General features: G+C 38.1%; 13 protein-coding genes and 1 pseudogene. All 14 read right to left on the bottom strand.

What is annotated here, in order from left to right; all coding sequences use genetic code 11:
* Positions 1–32: 32 nt before the first annotated feature.
* Positions 33–1,598 (bottom strand): hypothetical protein, encoded by a 1,566-nt coding sequence (locus G587_RS0103960; RefSeq protein ID WP_026491191.1) that lies wholly within the window; start codon positions 1,596–1,598, stop codon positions 33–35.
* 4 nt (positions 1,599–1,602) lie between these two features.
* Positions 1,603–2,787 (bottom strand): glycosyltransferase family 4 protein, encoded by a 1,185-nt coding sequence (locus G587_RS0103955; RefSeq protein ID WP_026491190.1) that lies wholly within the window; start codon positions 2,785–2,787, stop codon positions 1,603–1,605.
* A 64-nt stretch (positions 2,788–2,851) separates the two neighbouring features.
* Complete coding sequence (locus G587_RS0103950; RefSeq protein ID WP_026491189.1) at positions 2,852–4,378, bottom strand: lipopolysaccharide biosynthesis protein; 1,527 nt, start codon at positions 4,376–4,378, stop codon at positions 2,852–2,854.
* A 3-nt stretch (positions 4,379–4,381) separates the two neighbouring features.
* Complete coding sequence (locus G587_RS0103945) at positions 4,382–5,836, bottom strand: hypothetical protein (RefSeq protein ID WP_026491188.1); 1,455 nt, start codon at positions 5,834–5,836, stop codon at positions 4,382–4,384.
* Between the two features lie 35 nt (positions 5,837–5,871).
* On the bottom strand, positions 5,872–6,627 hold the full coding sequence (locus G587_RS0103940) for a hypothetical protein (RefSeq protein ID WP_026491187.1): 756 nt from the start codon (positions 6,625–6,627) through the stop codon (positions 5,872–5,874).
* A 3-nt stretch (positions 6,628–6,630) separates the two neighbouring features.
* Complete coding sequence (locus G587_RS0103935; RefSeq protein ID WP_026491186.1) at positions 6,631–7,707, bottom strand: AAA family ATPase; 1,077 nt, start codon at positions 7,705–7,707, stop codon at positions 6,631–6,633.
* On the bottom strand, positions 7,697–8,947 hold the full coding sequence (locus tag G587_RS21275) for a DUF262 domain-containing protein (RefSeq protein ID WP_051200675.1): 1,251 nt from the start codon (positions 8,945–8,947) through the stop codon (positions 7,697–7,699). Before G587_RS21275 ends, G587_RS0103935 begins: the two co-directional genes overlap by 11 nt.
* Positions 8,948–9,183: 236 nt before the next feature.
* On the bottom strand, positions 9,184–13,470 hold the full coding sequence (locus G587_RS0103925; protein ID WP_026491185.1) for an RHS repeat protein: 4,287 nt from the start codon (positions 13,468–13,470) through the stop codon (positions 9,184–9,186).
* Between the two features lie 43 nt (positions 13,471–13,513).
* Positions 13,514–14,476, bottom strand: a complete 963-nt coding sequence (locus G587_RS0103920; RefSeq protein WP_026491184.1) for a hypothetical protein — start codon at positions 14,474–14,476, stop codon at positions 13,514–13,516.
* 38 nt (positions 14,477–14,514) lie between these two features.
* Positions 14,515–15,903: pseudogene (locus tag G587_RS26585) on the bottom strand (polysaccharide biosynthesis protein).
* A 576-nt stretch (positions 15,904–16,479) separates the two neighbouring features.
* On the bottom strand, positions 16,480–17,169 hold the full coding sequence (locus tag G587_RS0103910; protein ID WP_026491183.1) for an acylneuraminate cytidylyltransferase family protein: 690 nt from the start codon (positions 17,167–17,169) through the stop codon (positions 16,480–16,482).
* Positions 17,170–17,395: 226 nt separating this feature from the next.
* Positions 17,396–17,878, bottom strand: a complete 483-nt coding sequence (locus G587_RS0103905; RefSeq protein ID WP_026491182.1) for a hypothetical protein — start codon at positions 17,876–17,878, stop codon at positions 17,396–17,398.
* 11 nt (positions 17,879–17,889) lie between these two features.
* Entirely contained in the window at positions 17,890–18,897 is a 1,008-nt protein-coding gene (gene neuB / locus G587_RS0103900) for an N-acetylneuraminate synthase (protein WP_026491181.1), read from the bottom strand.
* A 15-nt stretch (positions 18,898–18,912) separates the two neighbouring features.
* The gene (gene neuC / locus G587_RS0103895; protein WP_026491180.1) at positions 18,913–20,079 is read right to left on the bottom strand and encodes a UDP-N-acetylglucosamine 2-epimerase; all 1,167 of its coding nucleotides are present in this window, start codon (positions 20,077–20,079) and stop codon (positions 18,913–18,915) included.
* Positions 20,080–20,083: the final 4 nt, after the last annotated feature.

Raw genomic sequence — 20,083 nt, 5'->3', positions numbered from 1 at the left:
CATACAAGCTCTTCCAACCATGTAAAAATGTATTATTTCCATTCATAATCTTCTGTCATATAAATACTGGCGCCTTTGTAATCATCCAGCAATTTGTAACTTTCAAGTACATCCTCCGGAACCTCTTCTACTCTGTCAGACGCAACCACAAATAGATTTTTGTTCTTTATTTCTACATCCTTCAATGTTCCCCAACCAGCTCTCTGAATATCCGATTCGTTAATCTTACTTACCATGATAACATTTAAATTTATGTCAAAAGCTGATAATTGTGTTGAATTTGAATCATCCCAGTACACAACACTATCTATTCCATTCTCAGCTGCTATTGTAGAAATTCTGCTTCGAACTTTATTTATCTTTGTTTTCATGGCAAAAAGTCCTCTAGCGGAAAATACATTCACAATCAAAAGTCCACAAATCAAACATGACCAGAGAATAACTCGTTGTTTAGTATTCAACGAGCCACCCTGCTTACTTATATAACTAATATCCCACAGAATTACAGGAATCAGCCATATAATATGGTATCTGCTCTCAAAATGAGCTTCCGTATACTGAGTATTTGCAAAAGTAAACACTATAAAGTTTATAGCTACCATAAGGATGGTAACCAGGTAATATAACTCCGTTCTATTATCCTTGCCATGGGTCACCATACTATATACAAAAATACCGATAACTATTAAAACAAAAACAAATCTAATCAGTTTCAGGAATCCGCTAATAGAAGTAACAATAACAGCATCACCTGTTGTTGCTCCGAAAGCTGCAAAGATTGCAGTTAATACAGCATGAAAATTTGAAGACATTTCGCCTTCAACAACCATATTCATAGTATCTCTAAATGCATTAATATGGGCAATTGCCCTGATTATAATAGCAATAACCATCTCTGCTACATAGATAACACACCACTTAATATCTCTAAAATAGCATTTATCTTCCATCGCAGACTTAAGAATAACCGCAAGTACTAACGGCGCTCCAAATACCAGTAACAGATACATCCCCATAGACAAAGTTACTATGAATGGAAAAAAGCAGCTAAGTAATACCACCACATATTTCTCCCACCTAAAAGTCTCTGTATCATCTGCATATGTCAGATTAGTAAGCACGAATATCACAGCCAAAATCCGAAACTCATATTGGCCATCTGATAAGAAAATCATATTATCCCAGGCCAACTGTCCATAATCCCAAAGAGCCATAACAATAAGAATAGCCACATATCTCCACTTCTTTTCTACTCCAAGATTCCTCAAGAGAAGATATATCCCTGCTACAAGCATGCCATCAAATACAATATGGGAAATCATCATAGATAGTCCCAGATTATTAGAAATTATATAAATTGGAGCTGCGAAAAAGCCCGGACAATCTATTTCCATGGAAGTTGTATAAACATATCCCCTCAAAAAGATTGTCCCGCCTCTCCACATATTGACTGCATGGCGTATCGCCATCGCAGAATCAAAATCCAAAAACTCATACGACTTTAATAAATTCAGCAGTTCGATCACAACCATGTGTGCAACTAAAAAAATCTGCAAATAGGGCTCAATTATATTTCTCCCCTTGTCTTTTTCGGTCATTACTTCATTTCCTCCGCACAACCTCAATCAGCCCACTTAAATTTCCAATAATAGTGTCCCAGGTATAGTACTTATCTACATACTCCTTACCCTTTAATCCCATGCTCTCATTCAGATCATCATCAGATACAAGGGTATGCAAGTTCCTCTCAAACTCATCATAATCTTTATAAGTAAATCCAGCCTCTGACCTCTTAATATGCCCCCTTAGCACCTCGCAGGCATCATTAACAAGTACAGGGCGTCCTAAGCTTAAGGATTCAAGGACTACAATTGATAAGCTCTCGAACTTGGAAGGAAGAACCAATGCCTTGGCTCCAGCATAAGCATCAAACTTATCCTCCTCACTGACAAATCCTGGATACACAATATCAACTCTATCCGGAATCTCAATAATATTCTTCCCAAGAAGCACAAGCTTCAAATCTCCGGGATGAGATTCCTTATAGCGAATAAAGAACTCAAAAAGTTCCTCACAGTTCTTACCAGTGTCAATTCTTCCTGCATAAATAATATAGTCAGAAACACCATACTTCTCTTTAAACCTTGCGCCATCGACATTTGATGGAAGATCAACTCCAGCTCCTCCAAAGGCATAATCTTCAGACAGTCCTGTAAACCTGCTGCATACAAGTTCCTTCTCTTCAGGAGTCTCATAAAAAAGTCCTCTGGCCTGAGAAAAAATCGGCTTGATACAACTCAAATTAAGATACGGCTCATCATGAGCCAGAGGAAGTAATATAGACTTCTCCTTAACCTCAGCTATTCCCTTTACAATCGGATAATACAGATATGTGATAAACACAAACACATCATACTCATCCTTCTTATCACGAATGTACTTCACAAGTGACGGAACATAGGGTCCCTGAAGCTTCAACCATAAATCATGCATGAATGAAGGTAATATCCCCATTAAATACAATTTATTTATCTTATTAAAGAGCCAGGTGTGTCGCTCATATTGGACACCGAATCTGTGGACATTAACACCATTTATCACCTCGAAGTCATTCTCGTACTCATTCTTCCAGGTTATATAGTCAATAGCCTTGGTCGTAAGGACATCAACCGAATAATCTTCTCCTTTGTGAGCACGCAAAAGTCGCTCTGCCAATTGCAAGCAGAGCTGATCTGCGCCACCATTTACTTCCTTCCCATATCTCTGGATTACAAAACAAATCTTCATAAGCTAAAAATTATGGCAGAGGCATTATAAAAATGCTTCTGCCCACTTTCCTTAATATATAAAATTACTTCAAAATTGATCGTACTCTGCTCTTAATATACTTGTAGCTATCTGTCTTTCTAAAGAACAGATAGTAGAACAGATTAACCAAAATCGTGCAACAAACCACCCTCAAAATAAGACCAATCCAGTTCTCAGCTAAATATGAACACACATAATGTATTCCAAGCTGCAAAACCACGGTAGAAGCCATCATGAAAGCTGTAAGTCTCCAGTACTTAGCCGCAGACCTGTCAAACAACTTCTTATAAAGCAAATATGGCTCTCTCCACCATGCAGTCACACCCTCACTGACAATAGTTCCTATGCACACACCTGCTACGCCATAATACCGGGCAAGAATAACTGATAAAACTATATTTATACCAGCCTCCAGCAAAGGTCTGAACTGATCAAGGTAATATAATCCGCAGGCATTTACATAAATAGTATTGATAAACCGGGAATTAACCACATAAAACGAAAAAGCTATGGTGAAAACATCCAATACGCTAAGGCACAGCTTCTTCCCAACCCAAATAGTGATAAATGGATTGAAGCATACAAACAGACAAACACTGCAATATGAAGCTGCCCACATAACCATCAAGCTAAGGTCCATATAGATGTTATGCAGTTTATCGGATGACTCTGTAACATTAACATTACCAACGCCAGCAACCGTGCCATTGAAGAACTTTGCAACCAAAGCCGCAATCGTCTGTGTTATTACTGTATAGTTGGAGTAAATACCAACAACACCAAGTCCCAGGAACTTGGAAATAACAAGACTATCCGTACTTTGGAGAACTGCTCCTCCTACTTTATGGAATAGAAGTGCCTTAGTCTCATGGAAAATCTCATTCTTCTCTTCCTTAGCCAAATCCGTCTGTTCAGCAAAGACCTCCTTGTACTGGTATTCGATCAGAACGTAATATACCCAGTTCATGATTACTCCGAAAAGAGTAGCCACAATAAGAACAAGAGTATAGTCTCTGTAAATAATCATGCATCCGATCTGAACCGTATACAGAAGGATTGAATAGATTATTCTGAAAACATTATTGATATAATCCTGCTGCCACGCCTGAAGAAGTGTCTGTCTGCATGTAAACAAATAACTGGTGGAGCTCTGTACGAGCATTATGATATACACCAGATAAATATTCACATCGCTTGATACTTCATTTAAGTCCTTAATAAGTAACTTCAAAAATGGCATTAGGCAAAGGCCCATAACCAACACTATCAGCGCTATAACTTTATATATTCTCTCAAAAAAGCTTATCAGTGCTGATAACCTGACATAGTCCTCGTTCTGTGCAGGTTCATACATCCTAAAGGTGATGGCCACATTTATTCCAAGCTCAGTCAGAGAAAGCAGCATAAGGACGTTAGAGAAAAGGCCATTTATACCAAGGTACTCAACTCCCAGTACCTTAATAACCGCAGTTCTGTAAACAAGTGCCAGAACTGAATTTAAGAGTTGGTACGCCATTCCTGAAGCAGAATTATATGTTGCATTTTTTATTCTTGAATTTTTATTCGACATATCTTATCTGACAACTACTGCACCAAGAATCTTAACTCCGAACTTCTTGCACAGCTCAACTTCCCTCGCAATATCCTCAAAACGTGATTTTCCAACCATCTCCACAAGAACTACTGCATCTGAATCAGATAGCTCCTGCATGGAAACCGCATCATTAACAGCAGAGCTTCCTGCTTTAACGCTCTTTACATGATGATCCTCTGTCATCTCCTTGCGCATAGTATTTCTAACCTTCACAGATATATCATCATCAGAGGCACCCATGATATAAACACTATCGCTTGAGAGCTTGGAAGCGCCAATTGCTGCTCCCTGAGACATAAGGCCAAACTCGGAAGCATCGCCCTTAACCTCACCAATTACAGAAAGTCCAAAGGCACTTCTGAGATCATCTGAGGTGTGGAGTTTTCCTGACAATACATACAGAACAGCATATAAGAATGCTGCAAGGAAAAGTCCTCCAATAAGGCCAAGCGCTACATACTTTTTACTGATTGTTCTTACAACTACAGTCTCTACAGGATCGGAATCCTCAGCTCCCTCAGAATCCTCATCAAGACCTGCACTATTTTCATCAATAAGCGCTGTAAAATATGCCTTCTCATCTGCAGTCATTGCAGAAGAAAGCGTTGCGATGCCGCTTCTGATAGTGCTGATTCTGGATGCATTATTATTCTGAAGTCCTAACAGATAGTCGTCTGCTCCTACTGAAACATTGGAGCTGGCAGACTTTATCTCATAATCATAGATAGCAGATATAGACTGAGTTGCCTTATCCACGCTCTTATCCAGAACATCCATAATTGCGCGGACCTGATCCTCACTCTCGCCATACACGCTTACAGCCAAAATAGCATTGCCTTCACGAGTTACACTGATCATCTCTCGAACAGAGGCATCTGAAATATCTTCATCCAAGATATCCTTAATCTCCTGGATAGTCTCAGTAGTCAGAAGTTCACCCTTGTAGGCGCTGATGATGTTACTGACATCTCCTAAGACATAACTCTGAAGTGCAGCATCATTAACAGACGTTGAAGCTGTATCAGCTTCATTTATCACAAATGCAATATCTGTATTTGCAGATTTGTCATCAATCGCATATCGATTGGTAAGCTTAACTGCCTCATAGGCATTAACGTTTAGAGCAATTGACTCTTTGCCATGCTCTACAGCATCACGGTAATTCTCCATTCCCTCAAGATATTGGCTCGCTGACAGCTCAACCATCTCTGCGCTTTGATCCGTCAGCTTAGCCTTAAGAGCCTCCACCTCAGATACGGAATTAGTCACAGGCTCTCCGGTTTCCTTGCTGACAGTGACACCGCTCCTCATGTAGCCAAAACCGCCACCAAGAACAGCACCGATAATCATGCATACTACCAATACCTTCCACTTACGAAGGAGATATAATGCAAGATCTATTAAATCAATCTCCATATTGTCTCTGTAATCCATTAAAAGTTACTCCTTTCACACTTACCTCACGATTATTATATATTATCAGTCAAATTCACACATTCAAGAATTCTTTTCTTTAAATGCTTGTCTAATATTTCATCCTTAAGTTTGTACCCGTGGTATATATAATTCAGAGTTTTCCTGAATTCATATATTTCTCCGTTATATACTCCGTACAATCTATCATTCAATACTATCGCTTTGTTTAGCACTTGCTGTGCAGTTTCATCATCAAGATCCATTTCAGATACTTCTTCACCAAAGCTTCTTATGTACTCTTTTTCTCTATGTTTTTCATTTGGCTGATAAACTCTAACTATGATATAGTTTGCATGTTCATAAATATGTGCATTTTCTGCAATATTTCTGACAGAGCATATATTATTATCACTGTCATAGCAATCAACCAGCTCTCTATTAAACAGTTCCCTGCTACTAAGACTGACCATCACTCCATTATCAAAATACGCATAAGAAGCACCTTTAGCTTCTACTCCTTCTACAAAAAGAGCATTCTTAGCATCGCAATATTCTCGCGTATTAACAAGAAGAGAAAACATCCTTGATCGACACTCTCTATCAGGAATCTCTTTTAATAGCTGCGAATAATTCAATTCTTCAGTTACCAACATCAAAGGGTTGATATCCTTACCAAATATATCCTGAATTCTAATTCCAAACTTATTATTTAGTTCATTTATTATAGAATCAAGCATATCAATGGCAATAAAGAATGCATATTTATCTGCAAATCCCACAAGAGATAGTTCATTAATTACAAGACTCATATTTTAAAACAACTCCATAAGTGACTGATCCCATTCATCAAAGAAACCATCCGGCCAATAGTCAAATTTTCCGCTACTTGCCAGCTTTGGATATATGCAAAGATGCTCAAACGTCTCCACATCCTTATAAAAATATGCAAAGCAGACACTATCTTTACTAAGCATTTCATTTCTTACAGCTATCCTAATACCATTCATAATATGGTCACTGTGGGTTTCCAGGATAATCTGAGCACCTTTCGCTGCAGCAATAGCCAATAATTCTCCCAATTTCCTCTGTCCTCTGGGATGAATGTGAGCCTCGGGGTTTTCTATAAGTATATAATCACCAGGTTTTGAGGTAAGAAGAGTTACTATTACAGGCAGAACATAGGTTAATCCAAAACCTACATTAATTGCCCTATATGCACTAGTCTTCAAATTTCCTTCTCGAAAAGCAAATCTAAGATCAGAATAAATCATATCCTGATTAACAGTTATAACCGGTTGCACTCCAGGTGTAATCTCCTGCATCCATTTGTTAATTTCCATATTAAGATTAGTATCAACCGATTGATCTATCTGATCTGAACCATGAGCATCAACATATTGAAGAGTATACTCTCCACTCTTATCAAAGTCCCTTTTATCCACATCCTTATTGTTTCCAAGTCCATATCTAATTTGTGGAATAATGCGGTTAGCTGCAAGATATATGAATTGCTCAGAGGATAGAATATCGCAAATATTTTCAGCCTGCTCGGAATTTACATTATTGAGGATTTTTGAATCAGCTTCATATTCAAAACTGTAATCATACTTTCCAACATCAGATGTTAATGAAATACCAATAGTTGGTCTTAACTCATCAGCTTTTTCATATAGCACATCCTTGCCATTACCCAACTCAATATATTTTCCGTCAAGTAATAAACCTTCCCTCATCTTACTCGCGATATATGACTGACGTAATCCTAATATTCCCTGGATTACCGTTGATTTTCCCATACCATTTAATCCAGTTAATACTGTTAAATTAGACAGATTTATATCACTATTCTTATAGCATTTGAAATTTTTAAAACTTATATTAGTAAGCATCTATTAACTCCCTGATAAAGTCATCAACCATCACTATTCTTCGACTTACAGTATATTTATCTCCCGCTCTTAAATAATCCACAACATCATCCAAAAAAGCAAAATATTTATTTCTTACATCCATCTTATTGCTAACTAATTTATCCAATTCTAAATCACTTCTCTTGGCAAATGCCATTGTAAAGGTTTCAAACAATGCCTTATTTATTGGACCTCTCCTATAATTCTCATTCACTCTTCTGAATGTATACTCGCCAAATACCTTCCTACAATAATCTAAAGACCTCTTATAAGCTTTCATTACATCATCTCTTTCACCCTGACTCATCTGATTACCAAGCGCCATAGCAGAGTCAAGAAAATCATCTATATTACTCTTATATTCGGAAATATCCATTTGAGTAAATGCTAAAAATCTTGTAGCATATTCGCAATCAAGCATCCTGTCGGTTTTGATTGAATACTCGGTAGCCTTCTTAAATTCGTCACACGATGCCATATTCTTAAGCAGCGAGATAACCTCACCCTGATTAAGAGCATGCCTGATTTCCTGAGATGTCAAAACAAGCCCCCCGGTATTTAGCCTTTTAAATATATTGAAAACTATTTTCCTGGGAGTTCCTTTTTCAATTGTATACAGCGCGAGCTGTGTCTCCATTATTCTACGAGAATATATTCTGGGCAATGTATCAAATGATGCTCCCTCCAGCTCTGACAAATACTCAAGTCCTGTCAATTTATAATTCTTGTCTACAATAAACCCTTTTAAAGCAGACAGCCTTTGTAATCCATCAATGACTATCCACTTAGCATCATTAGAAGCATCAAAGTAAAAAGATGGTATCGGGATCTTAAGCATCAGCGATTCTATCAGTCTACTCTTTTGTTCTACACTCCACAAATTTGCCCTGCGCTGAAAATCCGGATTAAGATTTATCTCGTCGTATTTTAATCGGGAAATAATCAGCTCCAGTGACAAATTACGCATAATTATATTTACATCAGCCGGAAAAGACGGATTATCAGACTTTCCATATCCGTAATAATCCTCATCATCCGTTTCTGTAATAAGAATACCCTTTTGTTCAATTTCATATATAGCTTCTTCCGTTTCTGCCTCGGAAATATCAGTATTCCTATCCCTTATTATGTCATAAAACATACGTCTGCTGATTTGATTACCATTTTCAACAGCCCAACTTGTTATTTCATTTATTCTTTGAAAAACAACTTCTTTCATATCAATCCCCTATGCAACAAAAAAGCCGGCATATCACCATAATAAATGTTTAGCATATAAATAGTCCTTCTATACCATACTCATTATAAATGATAGCATAACAAACCTATAGATATCATCTTCTGTATGATTAAGGCAAATACACCCTCTTCTGGTCTCGGATGAAAATCAAGTTTATGTCGTTCCATTTAGCCTATTCCCCCATTATTGGATTTGTTTCTTGTAATAATATATCCCTAATCCTCTTCTTCAACCTCATTCCCATTAACATCACGGAACACCTTCTCCAAAAGCGCACCATTATCCTCATAAACATACTCTATAGAAGAATACCCGTCAGAAGTATTCACTGGTTCATCATTTATTCCGTAATATTCCTCCCTAATAACTCTCTTCTTCTCATCAAAAGTTCTTGAAACGTACCAATATCCCTTATCGCAAAGAACTGGCTCACCATCTAAACCATAATACCTATCTACAACTCTGTTTCCTGCATCATCATACTCATATTCTACAGAAGACTGACATCCAAAGCATGCCATAGGCTTATCATTCTTATCATAGAATTCATCCCGAATAAGCCTCTTATCATCGTTATAGATATGATGACTTATAGCATAACCAGAAGCTGTAATCACAGGATCTCCATCTACTCCCAGATATACATTCTTTGTAACAAGACCCTTATCATCATACTCATTAGTATATCCGGCATAGCCATTCTCGAGAAGAATAGGTTTGTTGTCTGTTCCGAGATATTCTTCCTTAACACAGCGCTTCTTCTCATCATATGTTCTTAATACGCACCAATATGAATCATTATACAACACAGGCTGATTCTCAATATTGTAGTATCTGTCAATTATACGGTTTCCAGCCTCGTCGTATTCATATTCTACCGAAGCCTGACCACCTGAGAGTTCTACAATTACATCATCTGCATCATAGTACTCTTCACGAATGAGCTGATTATCATCGTTATAGTAGCAACGACGTACTGCATAACCCGAGGAATTAATAACCGGCATCCCATCAGTACCAAGATATACATACTTAACTGCCCGGCCGTCTTCGTCATAATCAATAGTATATGCCGCATATCCCGCAGAAATCATTCGAGGCTTATTATCTGTGCCAAAATATTCCTCCTTAACACATCTCTTATCTTCATTATATGTTCTGGAAACATACCAATATGCATCATTATAGTTAACAGGGTTACCATCAGCGTCATAATACCTGTCAATCACCCTGTTCCCTGCTTCATCGTACTCGTACTCTACAAATCCCTGTCCAGCTGCAAGAGCTACAGGATCACCATTCTCATCCAGATATTCCTCTCTCTCAAGCTGATTAAGCTGATTATATAACTTCTTAAGTACAGCATACCCTGACGTAATAATAACAGGATTGCCGTCAACGCCTAAATATCTATACTCTACAGCATTCCCATGATCATCATACTCATACTCCACAGAAGCCTGGCCACTGGAAATCTCAATAGGATTACCATCTGTGCCAAAATATTCTTCCTTTACACACCTCTTATCCTCATTGTAAGTACGCTGAACATACCAAAATGCATCATTGTACAAAATCGGCTGATTATCTGTATCATAATACCTATCTACAACACGATTCAAATTATCATCATACTCATATTCTACAGCAGCCTGGCCATAAGTAAGAGCAAGAGGATTATCATCTACATCATAGTACTCTTCCCTTACAACCAAATCCTTATCATTATACTCTCTTCGAAGGACTGCATATCCTGAAGAAATCACAACAGGATTACCATCCTCTCCAAGATATGTATACTTCTTCACACGGCCATAGCTATCATATTCATATGCTACACCAACATAGCCACCAGATATTACTACAGGATTACCATCAGTACCATAGTACATATCCTGAGATAACTGATCTTTATCATTATATTTCTTCCTGATTTCAGCATACCCACCTGATAGCAAAATTAGGTTACCGTCAGCTCCGAAATAGCTTTCCTTTTTCAAGCACTTCCTTGCGTTATATTCTCGTCTTACCTCCGCATAACCAGAACTGATCTCAACTGGCTGCAAATCTTCCCCAAGATACCTAGTCATAAGATTATTGTCATTATCATCATACTCGAACTCTGTTCCATAATACCCCCCGGACTGCTCATAGGGGTTACCCTCTAAATCGAAATACTGGGCAAAAATCGTTCTTCCGGCATAATCAACCTTAATTCTCTGATCATAGTCGGGCTTACGAGCATACTCAACCTTATCAAAGATAAGACCATACTCCTCACCGCCCTCAACTGTAAACTCAGCCTCGTAATAACCCAAAGTAACTATGTCATCATAGATTAGATGACCATTTTCATCGAACTGACTCCTGTAAAAATGTCTCTCATAAATCTTAGAATCATCCGCAGTATTGGTAACCTTCAGTTCGCATACCAGATAATCATCCTTATACTCATTAGGCTCTATACTAATGTCATAGGACACTTCATATTTCCCGGGATAAATAAAGGCTCTGTTACCTTTCAGTATATCTAAAGTCTTTACCTCAGGATTATAGCCATATAAGCGCACGCCCTTTTCATCAAGAGCTCTGATCACAGCCTCATCATTGGTATAAATTGCATCCCACTCAGAAATAGGTGCATACAGAAAGCCTCTGCTTGAAAACATATGTGAATCAAGACTCTTATCCGCAATAATTGTAGTGTCATCATAAACCACCAGCCCCCGAGAGCACAGAACCGTATTGCTAATGTCACCCAAAGCCCTGTCATAAACAACCGGGAAGGTGTCAACATATAGTCTTCCCTCTGTACTCTCTCTTAATTCCTCTATAAACTCCCTCTCGGCAGCTACTCTTTCTGTAACAGCTCCCTGTACCTTCGCCACAAAGCTATTAGCGAACACACCTCCGCCAATAATCACAAGCATAAATACAGCCATTCTGATAATATCTCTATTTAGGAGTCTGCCTATGGAAAACATTCTGTAAGAAGAAATACTGATAGCACAAATTAGCCCCAGTATAGCTACTGCAATAATAACTATAACTGCAGGCACAGCACCAGCATATGAACCGCTGCTTACCACTGTAACCCCGTTAGTCATGGTCTTAACCCATGATAAGCACTTAGGAAGAATATAAATAACCGGTATCAAAAGTCCGAACCCCACTAATCCGGGAGCAAGCATCCTCTTCTCATTAAGATCATCCAGCCTTCCGAGGAACATACCTACAACAATCCATTCTACAAACATAATGGCAGTAAGGTATTCCATATCAACTGTAAGACCAATAGTCATTATACTGATAAGAATGAGCGCCAGCTTCCGTAAAAAGGCATCCTTACTCTTGATAAAGCTAATAAAAGAAGCCACATATACTGCGCCATACATAGAAAAGCCGGCAGCCCCGGAGTCATACATCATAGAAAGAAAAGTATTCTCTGCGGGACCGGCAATCCCTCCACCTGCAATAGCAAACAATTTTGCAGTCATAGGTCTTATGGCAAAGTTATATTGATGCATAAGTCCGCGACCCAGGAGTGCCTTCAGAATATCCTTTGTAGGATATGTCTCAAGGGATTCAAGGGCATCCATAATTCTTATGGTGGTACTTGTACCAGAATCAGCGGGTTGGCCCTTGCCGCTAATAACCCTCATCAGATCATCCATCATTACTTTATATCTGATCCAAAGATTATCTACAGTACCTTTTCCAAATTTGTAAAGCAGAACAAGCACCGCCACTAAAACAATGACAGAACCGGCTATTAACATAGCTTTTTTACGTTTATTGTTAACCCCTATGTTACTACCACTATTATCCTCAGAATCCGACTGTTTCTGCTTATTTCCACTGTTTTTCTTTTTTAGCACAGCAATCCTTATGATATACCCGGCAACTACAACTACTGCAACCAATGTATTAGCCTTACCACCTGTGCAGGGCAAAGCCACCAGAGCATAGATAGTACCAACTATCATCTTCGCCCTGCTCTCCACAAAGAACAAACTGATAAAAAGGAAAAAGATAAGAGAATACCCTTCCCAGTTAGGATTCTGGAAGAACAAAAGCATCCTCCCACGACCATGGTTATAAACAATAAAATTCACAAAGCAGCACATGGACAAAATGAAGTATACAAGCCACATCTTGTCAAAAGTTGCCCTGACATATTCTTCCCCCTTCTTAGCAAGGAGGTATCCAACAAAGATTATTCCAAAAACAGAAATCGCATACTTATCAGAATAAGGCTTTTCTCTATTTATAAAAACAAAGAATATTGTCCACGCCACAGTGGCAGCCGCATAAACTGGAAATTTACAAACAAATTCCCATAGACGCCCTGCATTTTCCTTTAAACCTGTAAACACAAAGAAAACAGCTATCAGCAAAAGCTGAAAAAACTGCTCTCTTGAATCCACCCTTATCTCCATCATCACGGCTATTGCAAGCCCTATAAATAAATAGTCCTTCCAGGACACTAATCTCTTTTCCATTATCCTACCCAATATTCCAAATTAACTGCTAATAAATCTTACTTTACTTATCTTTACTACGTGCCCTTACTCCAAGAAAAACACCTATTTCAGCAAATAATAAAAACGCTCCATTCTCCCAATAAACTGCTGAGTAGAACAGACTCATAATCATCAAAACCATCAGCAGAAACGACTGTTTCTTATTCTCTTTGTCCTTATCAGTAATAAGGACATAAAGAGCATATATAAATAACACGCAAAATAAGATTACAGCCACAAGTCCATAATCATACAACAATTCCCCCATCGTATTGTTTGAAATCCCATTTGTATTCTTCATCAATTGAAGGAATCCATGCCCCAGAATTTTCTCCATAATTCCTCCATGCGAAAACTCCTGGGCAGCATCCTTCACCAAAAACGCATTTGAAAAGTCTAACCCTCCCCTTCTTAGTAACAACACACCTAGAAATATAATAACAGCCTCGCCTGCAAGAATAATCTTTCCATCATCGATAAACAGAAAAGTCATAACTGCCATAACCACTAAAATCCCCATCTCTATATCAGCATTCGCGAAATATAAAGAACGACCTTCTAAAACTGCAAATATATTTATAAAGGAGATACTAAATAGAACCATCCAAAGCTTTCGATGAGCAATCGACACATCCCTGCCACCAGTCGAAACACAAAATCCTGCAAATATTACGCAAAATACAGTGAGCGGAAATAAGCATGAAGGAACGTCACGACTACTCACAAAGTTGTATGCAGCATATACAACTGCCATTCCTAAAACAATAGGATTACACTTTATGAACGTGAGCAATAGCCTATAGCTATTCTTAATTCCGGTAAAAGCCATAAACATAATTACAAACAATATCTGGTAATATCCATAACTGCCCGCCTTAAGAATGGAAAGAAGCATAGCAAACAAAATCCCATAGCATAAATAATCATTCCATGTTTTAATCCCTTTATCAGCCACACTAGAAGATATTACATTATCACCACTCATATTATAAATACCCTATATTCCTGCACAAAAATTTCTAATCAAATACTATACGTCCCTACAATATCCGCAACCATCTTCTTAATATCAAGGCTATCCTTCTTGGACGCCTCATTAAGAACCTTAAGCTTCTCCTCAAAAACAGCATCATCCATCTCTATAGGATGCCCAATATATATCATTTTGTTTGCTGTTTTTTCCTTACCCTCTTCATCCATTAGAAGTTCCTCATAGAGTTTCTCCCCTGGACGAAGACCAGTATAGACAATATCAATATCCACATCGGGCTTATATCCGGACAACTATATAAGGTTACGAGCCATATCATCAACCCTTACAGGTCTTCCCATATCAAGTATAAAAATTTCGCCACCTGTGGAATAGAAGGCTGCCTGCAGAACCAGAGAAACCGCCTCAGGAATAGTCATAAAATACCTGACAATCTCCTTATCTGTAACAGTAACAGGGCCTCCTTCGGCAATCTGCTGCTTAAAAAGCGGAATAACAGAGCCATTGGATCCCAAAACATTTCCAAATCTAACAGCAGCGAAAATTGTATCCTGGCACTTTCTGTCCATCATCTGAATAATCATCTCGCATACACGCTTAGTAGCTCCCATGAGAGAAGTAGGATTGACTGCCTTATCCGTGGATATCAGAACAAACTTCTTTGCCCCGTATTTTGCTGCAGCCATGGCAGTTTTATAAGTTCCAAATACATTATTCTTAATAGCCTCATTAGGGCTCTTCTCCATTAATGGCACATGCTTATGAGCAGCTGCATGAAAAATAATCTCAGGTCTATAATACCTACATACACCATTTATCCTGTCCGTATTACGAACAGAGCCAATTAGCGCCTCTACATCAAGCTCTGGGTATCTCCTCTTAAGCTCCTGCTCAATATCATAGGCGTTATTCTCATATATATCAAAAATAATAAGCTGTCTGGGAGAAGCTGCTGCAATCTGTCTGCATAACTCAGATCCTATTGAGCCACCGCCCCCTGTAACCATGACCACCTTATCCCTTATTGTTTCAAATATCTCCTCGTTATTGACCTTAATCTCATCTCTCTCAAGAAGATCCTCTAAGTTAACATCTCGAAGTATTGCTACGCTTACTTCCCCTGACACAATCTGTGACAGCCCCGGAACTATCTGTAGCTTACATCCGGTTTCTTTGCAGATATTAAGAATCTCTCTCCTGTCCTTATCACTAGCAGAAGGAATTGCAAAGATAATCTTATCAATATCATAATTATCAGAAAGCTCTATAATACTATCCCTTCCACCACCAATTCTGACACCACAAAGGTATCTTCCCCAGGTAGTCCTGTTATCGTCAACAATAACCCTTACTTTATACCGCTTATCAAGCTGTAAGTCTGATATTATCTCTCTTCCAGCATATCCAGCACCTATCACCATGACATTAGCTCTGTCCATGAGCTCACGGTCCTTAGGATTAATCCTGAAAATACTCCCCCTGAACATCCTGTATGAAAACCTGATCCCCATACAGAAAATCACATTCAGAATAATCCCCATAAACATACAGCTACGGGGAAGATTGATACGTTCGATTCTGTTCTCTGCAAATAGCAGAACTGCTATAACAAAATACGCCCCAACAATCCTGTAAACCTCCGTAAGGGACGCAAATCTCCATATGCTATGATAAAGCCTAAAAATATAATAAACCGTCAGAGTAGTCACTATAGCTACCGGAAGCATATAAACAATGTTCGCAATATACATTCTGGGTATACCCCAAAATTTGAAATCAAATCGAACAAGCAAAGAAAGCAGATACGCTACTACAACACTTAGCGTATCTGCAAATAATACAAGGGTAATTCTATAACAATATCTAAAATCTGTTTTCTGTTTGTTCCCCACCAAAACTTTATACCTACACATCAAACATAAGTACATCCCACAAATTTCGACAAATTTGCAATCTCTATTTTTCCTTTTTCTAACTCTTCCAATTTTTTTGTTCTTTTAAATAATTATTTTCTGCATCAGTATCTCAGCAAGTTTAAAGTCAATATCCGTATCAATATCCAAGCTTCTATTCTGAGGCATTATATATGCATAGCTTCCCTCTTTATATAAGAACTTATCATTATTAAATTTCTCAATATATACAATATAGATAGCACCATTAAGCCGGTAAAACGTTCCTGCATCCTGTCTCCTTTTTTCAGATTCCGGATTAAGAAAATTTATAAACTCCTTATTCGCGGGCAGTTGCCCACACCAAAGAGGAGAATGCTCTGCTTCACACACAGAAACAACGGCAAAAGAGGCTTTTTTTTCAAAAAGCTTATATGCTGCAATAATATCATCAGCATTCCTTAGTGGAGATGTCGGTTGCAACAAACAAAACGTATCAAAAAACTTTTCTCTTTTTCTATACCCATCTAGCACTTCCTCCACCATATCCCATGATGATGCAGTATCTGAAGAAGTACGTTCCGATCGAAGAAATGGTACCTCTGCTCCATATTTCCTTGCTATATCTGCATAGCTCTCTGAATCTGTTGATACCATCACTGTATCAAAATATTTCGATTTTAATGCAGCTTCTATGGAATAAGCCATAAGCGGTTTCCCAACTAATTCTTTAATATTCTTGTCAACCAGTCCTTTTGATCCAGATCGTGCAGGAATAATAGCTATATTTTTCATTTTCTAATTTCGTAGATTTATGATATTCTACGCCTCCATCAAGATTTATCATAATCATAAGCAACAATAAACAATTCTATTTCCATATAGAACTACTGGATATCTAATTCCTTAAATTCATCAAGCTATTCCATCTGGCACAATACACACAGTCCCCAAAATGTTGAATTCCAAACCAAAGTCATAATATTCACAAGTCTAATTAACATATGCTTTTTCCCTTTTGTTATCTATGAAATTCTAATCTTTTCATTATATACTCTTTATTGTCTAACGGAAAGAAACAATAATAAAACTTGCTCGTTTCATGAAAACCGTTTGATGTAAAGCTCTTCATTGAAGATATATTGTCTTCTCTAACATAACAAAAGAAATCGGTATATTCTGAAAAATAATCCATAGCAGTTCCAATAATATGTTTCCCAAACCCATAACCTCTCTTATTCTCGCATATTCCCATAGAGAGACCAATACTACTGCCATCAAAGACTGCTTGGACATATCCAATAGACTCGAAACCATTAGTTAGAATCAGTATCTTTCTTTCTAGACTCCCCAAATTCACAAATTTTTCCCAAAACTTAAAAAGATTCTCTCTGTTCGGAGCAGATTCAAAGCCACTCCAATAGATAGCGCTGTCCTCAGACTTTAGTTTGTAATAGAACTCAAAATCTTCACTCTTAGCTTCTCGTAAAAAAAAATCCGGCATATAATTTCCCTTTAAATAATGTCTATTCCTTCATCAACTTTAAATGAACGGCTTGCTTTCTTTCCCACAATAATATCCCATTGTGAAGCTAATACTCCAGTATCATTCCTCTTGATGCAAATATTATCTTCCAGAAATATATCACCATCAGTTATTTCTCTCTTTGCTACTATTCTTTTTGTAACAACTTTCGATATTTCCCGTTCGGCTGAAGTTGGTCCTTTCACGCCTGTTCCTAGGCAAACCTCTACATTACGGATGCTGTTAACCAACCTTTTAAACTCTTCAGGTTCTGTGCTTGCCTTATGGTCGGGACCTTCCATACCTGTATCTAATGTAAAATGCTTCTCTATTACCCCTGCTCCCATAGCAGCCGCTGCAACTGCCACATCTGTCCCAATAGTATGATCAGAATATCCTATAGGTAAATGAAATGCATCTCTTAATGTTAGCATCGCTTTAAGATTTACATCCTCATATGGACATGGATAATTTGTAGTGCAATGAAGCAGCGTTATATCTGTAGCTCCGCCCTTAATTAGCGCTCTGATTGATATATCCACATCAGCAAGGTTACTCATCCCTGTGCTTAAAATCACTGGCAGATGCTTTGTTCCCATATATCTTAAAAATGAAATATTTCCGATATCACCTGAACCAACTTTAATAAATGGTATTCCCAATTCAACCAAAAAATCAAGGCTCTCAGGCTCATCTGCTGTTGAAGCAAAAATTATGCCTATATCATCACAATGCATTTTTATGGCACAAAAATCATCATAGGAAAGTTCCAACTTCTTCAGCATTTCAAACTGTGACTCTCTTATTCCAGTATTTGTAGTTTGATAATCTGCTTGCGCCACATTTCTAGTTAAAAGATTCTCTGTTTTCCATGTCTGGAATTTTACCACATCTGCCCCGGCCTCTTTAGCAGCATCACATAGTTTCATCGCCAAAGAAAGTTTACCATTGTGATTTACTCCTGCTTCTGCAATAATCAAACAGTTTTTATTATCCATTTATAACCCTTTCAGTCACATACAATCATAAAACCCTTTTTCGATGGTGTGATTTCTCTGCTTAAGGTATTTCATGATACACTCTTCAATCATCTCTGATGTGCTTCCATCACCAAATGGTGAATTTACATTTTTACACATTTCCCAGAACCCAGGCTCCAACACTTTTTTGACAGCAGCCTCAATTTCCGATTTATACGGGTTACAACAAACAACGCTATCTGCTATCATGCGTCCCTTTTGTCTATCGCCTATATTCACTGTTGGGACCCCCATTGAAGGTGCCTCTACAATCCCACTTGATGAATTTCCTATAACAACTTTCGCATACTTCATCGCTGATAAATACCTGATTACTCCAAGAGAACTTACAACCAACCAATTGTCACGTCTATTCCCTTCTTCTAACCAACAATTATTTATCGCTTTTCCACCCGCATCCGCATTTGAAAGAGTAATGACGTAGGATATGGTCTTCAGCGAATCCATTGCGCCTATCAGTTCGTTTAGCTGTTCGAGTCCTGTATCGTCCTCCATTGTAGTCGGATGAAATGTCACCACAGCATAATCGTTTAACATTCCCTCAAATTTTAGGTTCTGAGCCAAAACTGATCTTTCCATCAGCGACAGTTTTTTTATATTCTCAACGCCAGGCTCACCAACGTTAAAAACTGTTTCCGGAAATTCTCCCATCTGTATAATTCTTCTTCTTGACTGCTCACAACCAGGGAAATGCAGCTGACTCATTTTTGTAACACAATGCCTAATCGTGTTGTCAATTGCTCCTTCCGTAATGTCTCCTCCAGAGATATGTGCAATTGGTATACCCAGCATATGTGCAGCCGTTGCAGCTGAAAAAATCTCATAACGATCTCCTAGGACAACTAAAATATCTGGGCGATGTACCAAGAAATAGTCAACAAAGCAATGCATGGCATCTGCAGTTGCATGTATCATACCCGCCTTTGAATCATCTCCTAATGGTATGGCTAGCCTCGTGTATGTCGCAAATCCATCACCTACTATTTCATTTTCTGTTTTTCCAAAACTGTCACTAAGATGCGCACCTGTCACAAGCAGGTCCAAATCAATCTGATTATTATCATATAGTCTTCTGATGGTTTCTCTCAGCAATCCATAATCAGCCCTTGTTCCCGTGACAACACATACTTTATATTTCATCATC

This window comes from Butyrivibrio sp. XPD2002, from assembly GCF_000423945.1.
Classification (GTDB): Bacteria; Bacillota; Clostridia; order Lachnospirales; family Lachnospiraceae; genus Butyrivibrio.
The sequence above is the reverse complement of the archived record's forward strand: the minus strand, read 5'-3'. Positions and strand labels throughout refer to the sequence as shown.

Excerpts from the sequence above, each read along its gene's own strand:
- G587_RS0103960 (WP_026491191.1), bottom strand. The coding sequence starts at position 1,598 with ATGACCGAAAAAGACAAGGGGAGAAATATAATTGAGCCCTATTTGCAG.
- G587_RS0103955 (WP_026491190.1), bottom strand. The coding sequence starts at position 2,787 with ATGAAGATTTGTTTTGTAATCCAGAGATATGGGAAGGAAGTAAATGGT.
- G587_RS0103950 (WP_026491189.1), bottom strand. The coding sequence starts at position 4,378 with ATGTCGAATAAAAATTCAAGAATAAAAAATGCAACATATAATTCTGCT.
- G587_RS0103945 (WP_026491188.1), bottom strand. The coding sequence starts at position 5,836 with ATGGATTACAGAGACAATATGGAGATTGATTTAATAGATCTTGCATTA.
- G587_RS0103940 (WP_026491187.1), bottom strand. The coding sequence starts at position 6,627 with ATGAGTCTTGTAATTAATGAACTATCTCTTGTGGGATTTGCAGATAAA.
- G587_RS0103935 (WP_026491186.1), bottom strand. The coding sequence starts at position 7,707 with ATGCTTACTAATATAAGTTTTAAAAATTTCAAATGCTATAAGAATAGT.
- G587_RS21275 (WP_051200675.1), bottom strand. The coding sequence starts at position 8,947 with ATGAAAGAAGTTGTTTTTCAAAGAATAAATGAAATAACAAGTTGGGCT.
- G587_RS0103925 (WP_026491185.1), bottom strand. The coding sequence starts at position 13,470 with ATGGAAAAGAGATTAGTGTCCTGGAAGGACTATTTATTTATAGGGCTT.
- G587_RS0103920 (WP_026491184.1), bottom strand. The coding sequence starts at position 14,476 with ATGAGTGGTGATAATGTAATATCTTCTAGTGTGGCTGATAAAGGGATT.
- G587_RS0103910 (WP_026491183.1), bottom strand. The coding sequence starts at position 17,169 with ATGAAAAATATAGCTATTATTCCTGCACGATCTGGATCAAAAGGACTG.
- G587_RS0103905 (WP_026491182.1), bottom strand. The coding sequence starts at position 17,878 with ATGCCGGATTTTTTTTTACGAGAAGCTAAGAGTGAAGATTTTGAGTTC.
- neuB (WP_026491181.1), bottom strand. The coding sequence starts at position 18,897 with ATGGATAATAAAAACTGTTTGATTATTGCAGAAGCAGGAGTAAATCAC.
- neuC (WP_026491180.1), bottom strand. The coding sequence starts at position 20,079 with ATGAAATATAAAGTATGTGTTGTCACGGGAACAAGGGCTGATTATGGA.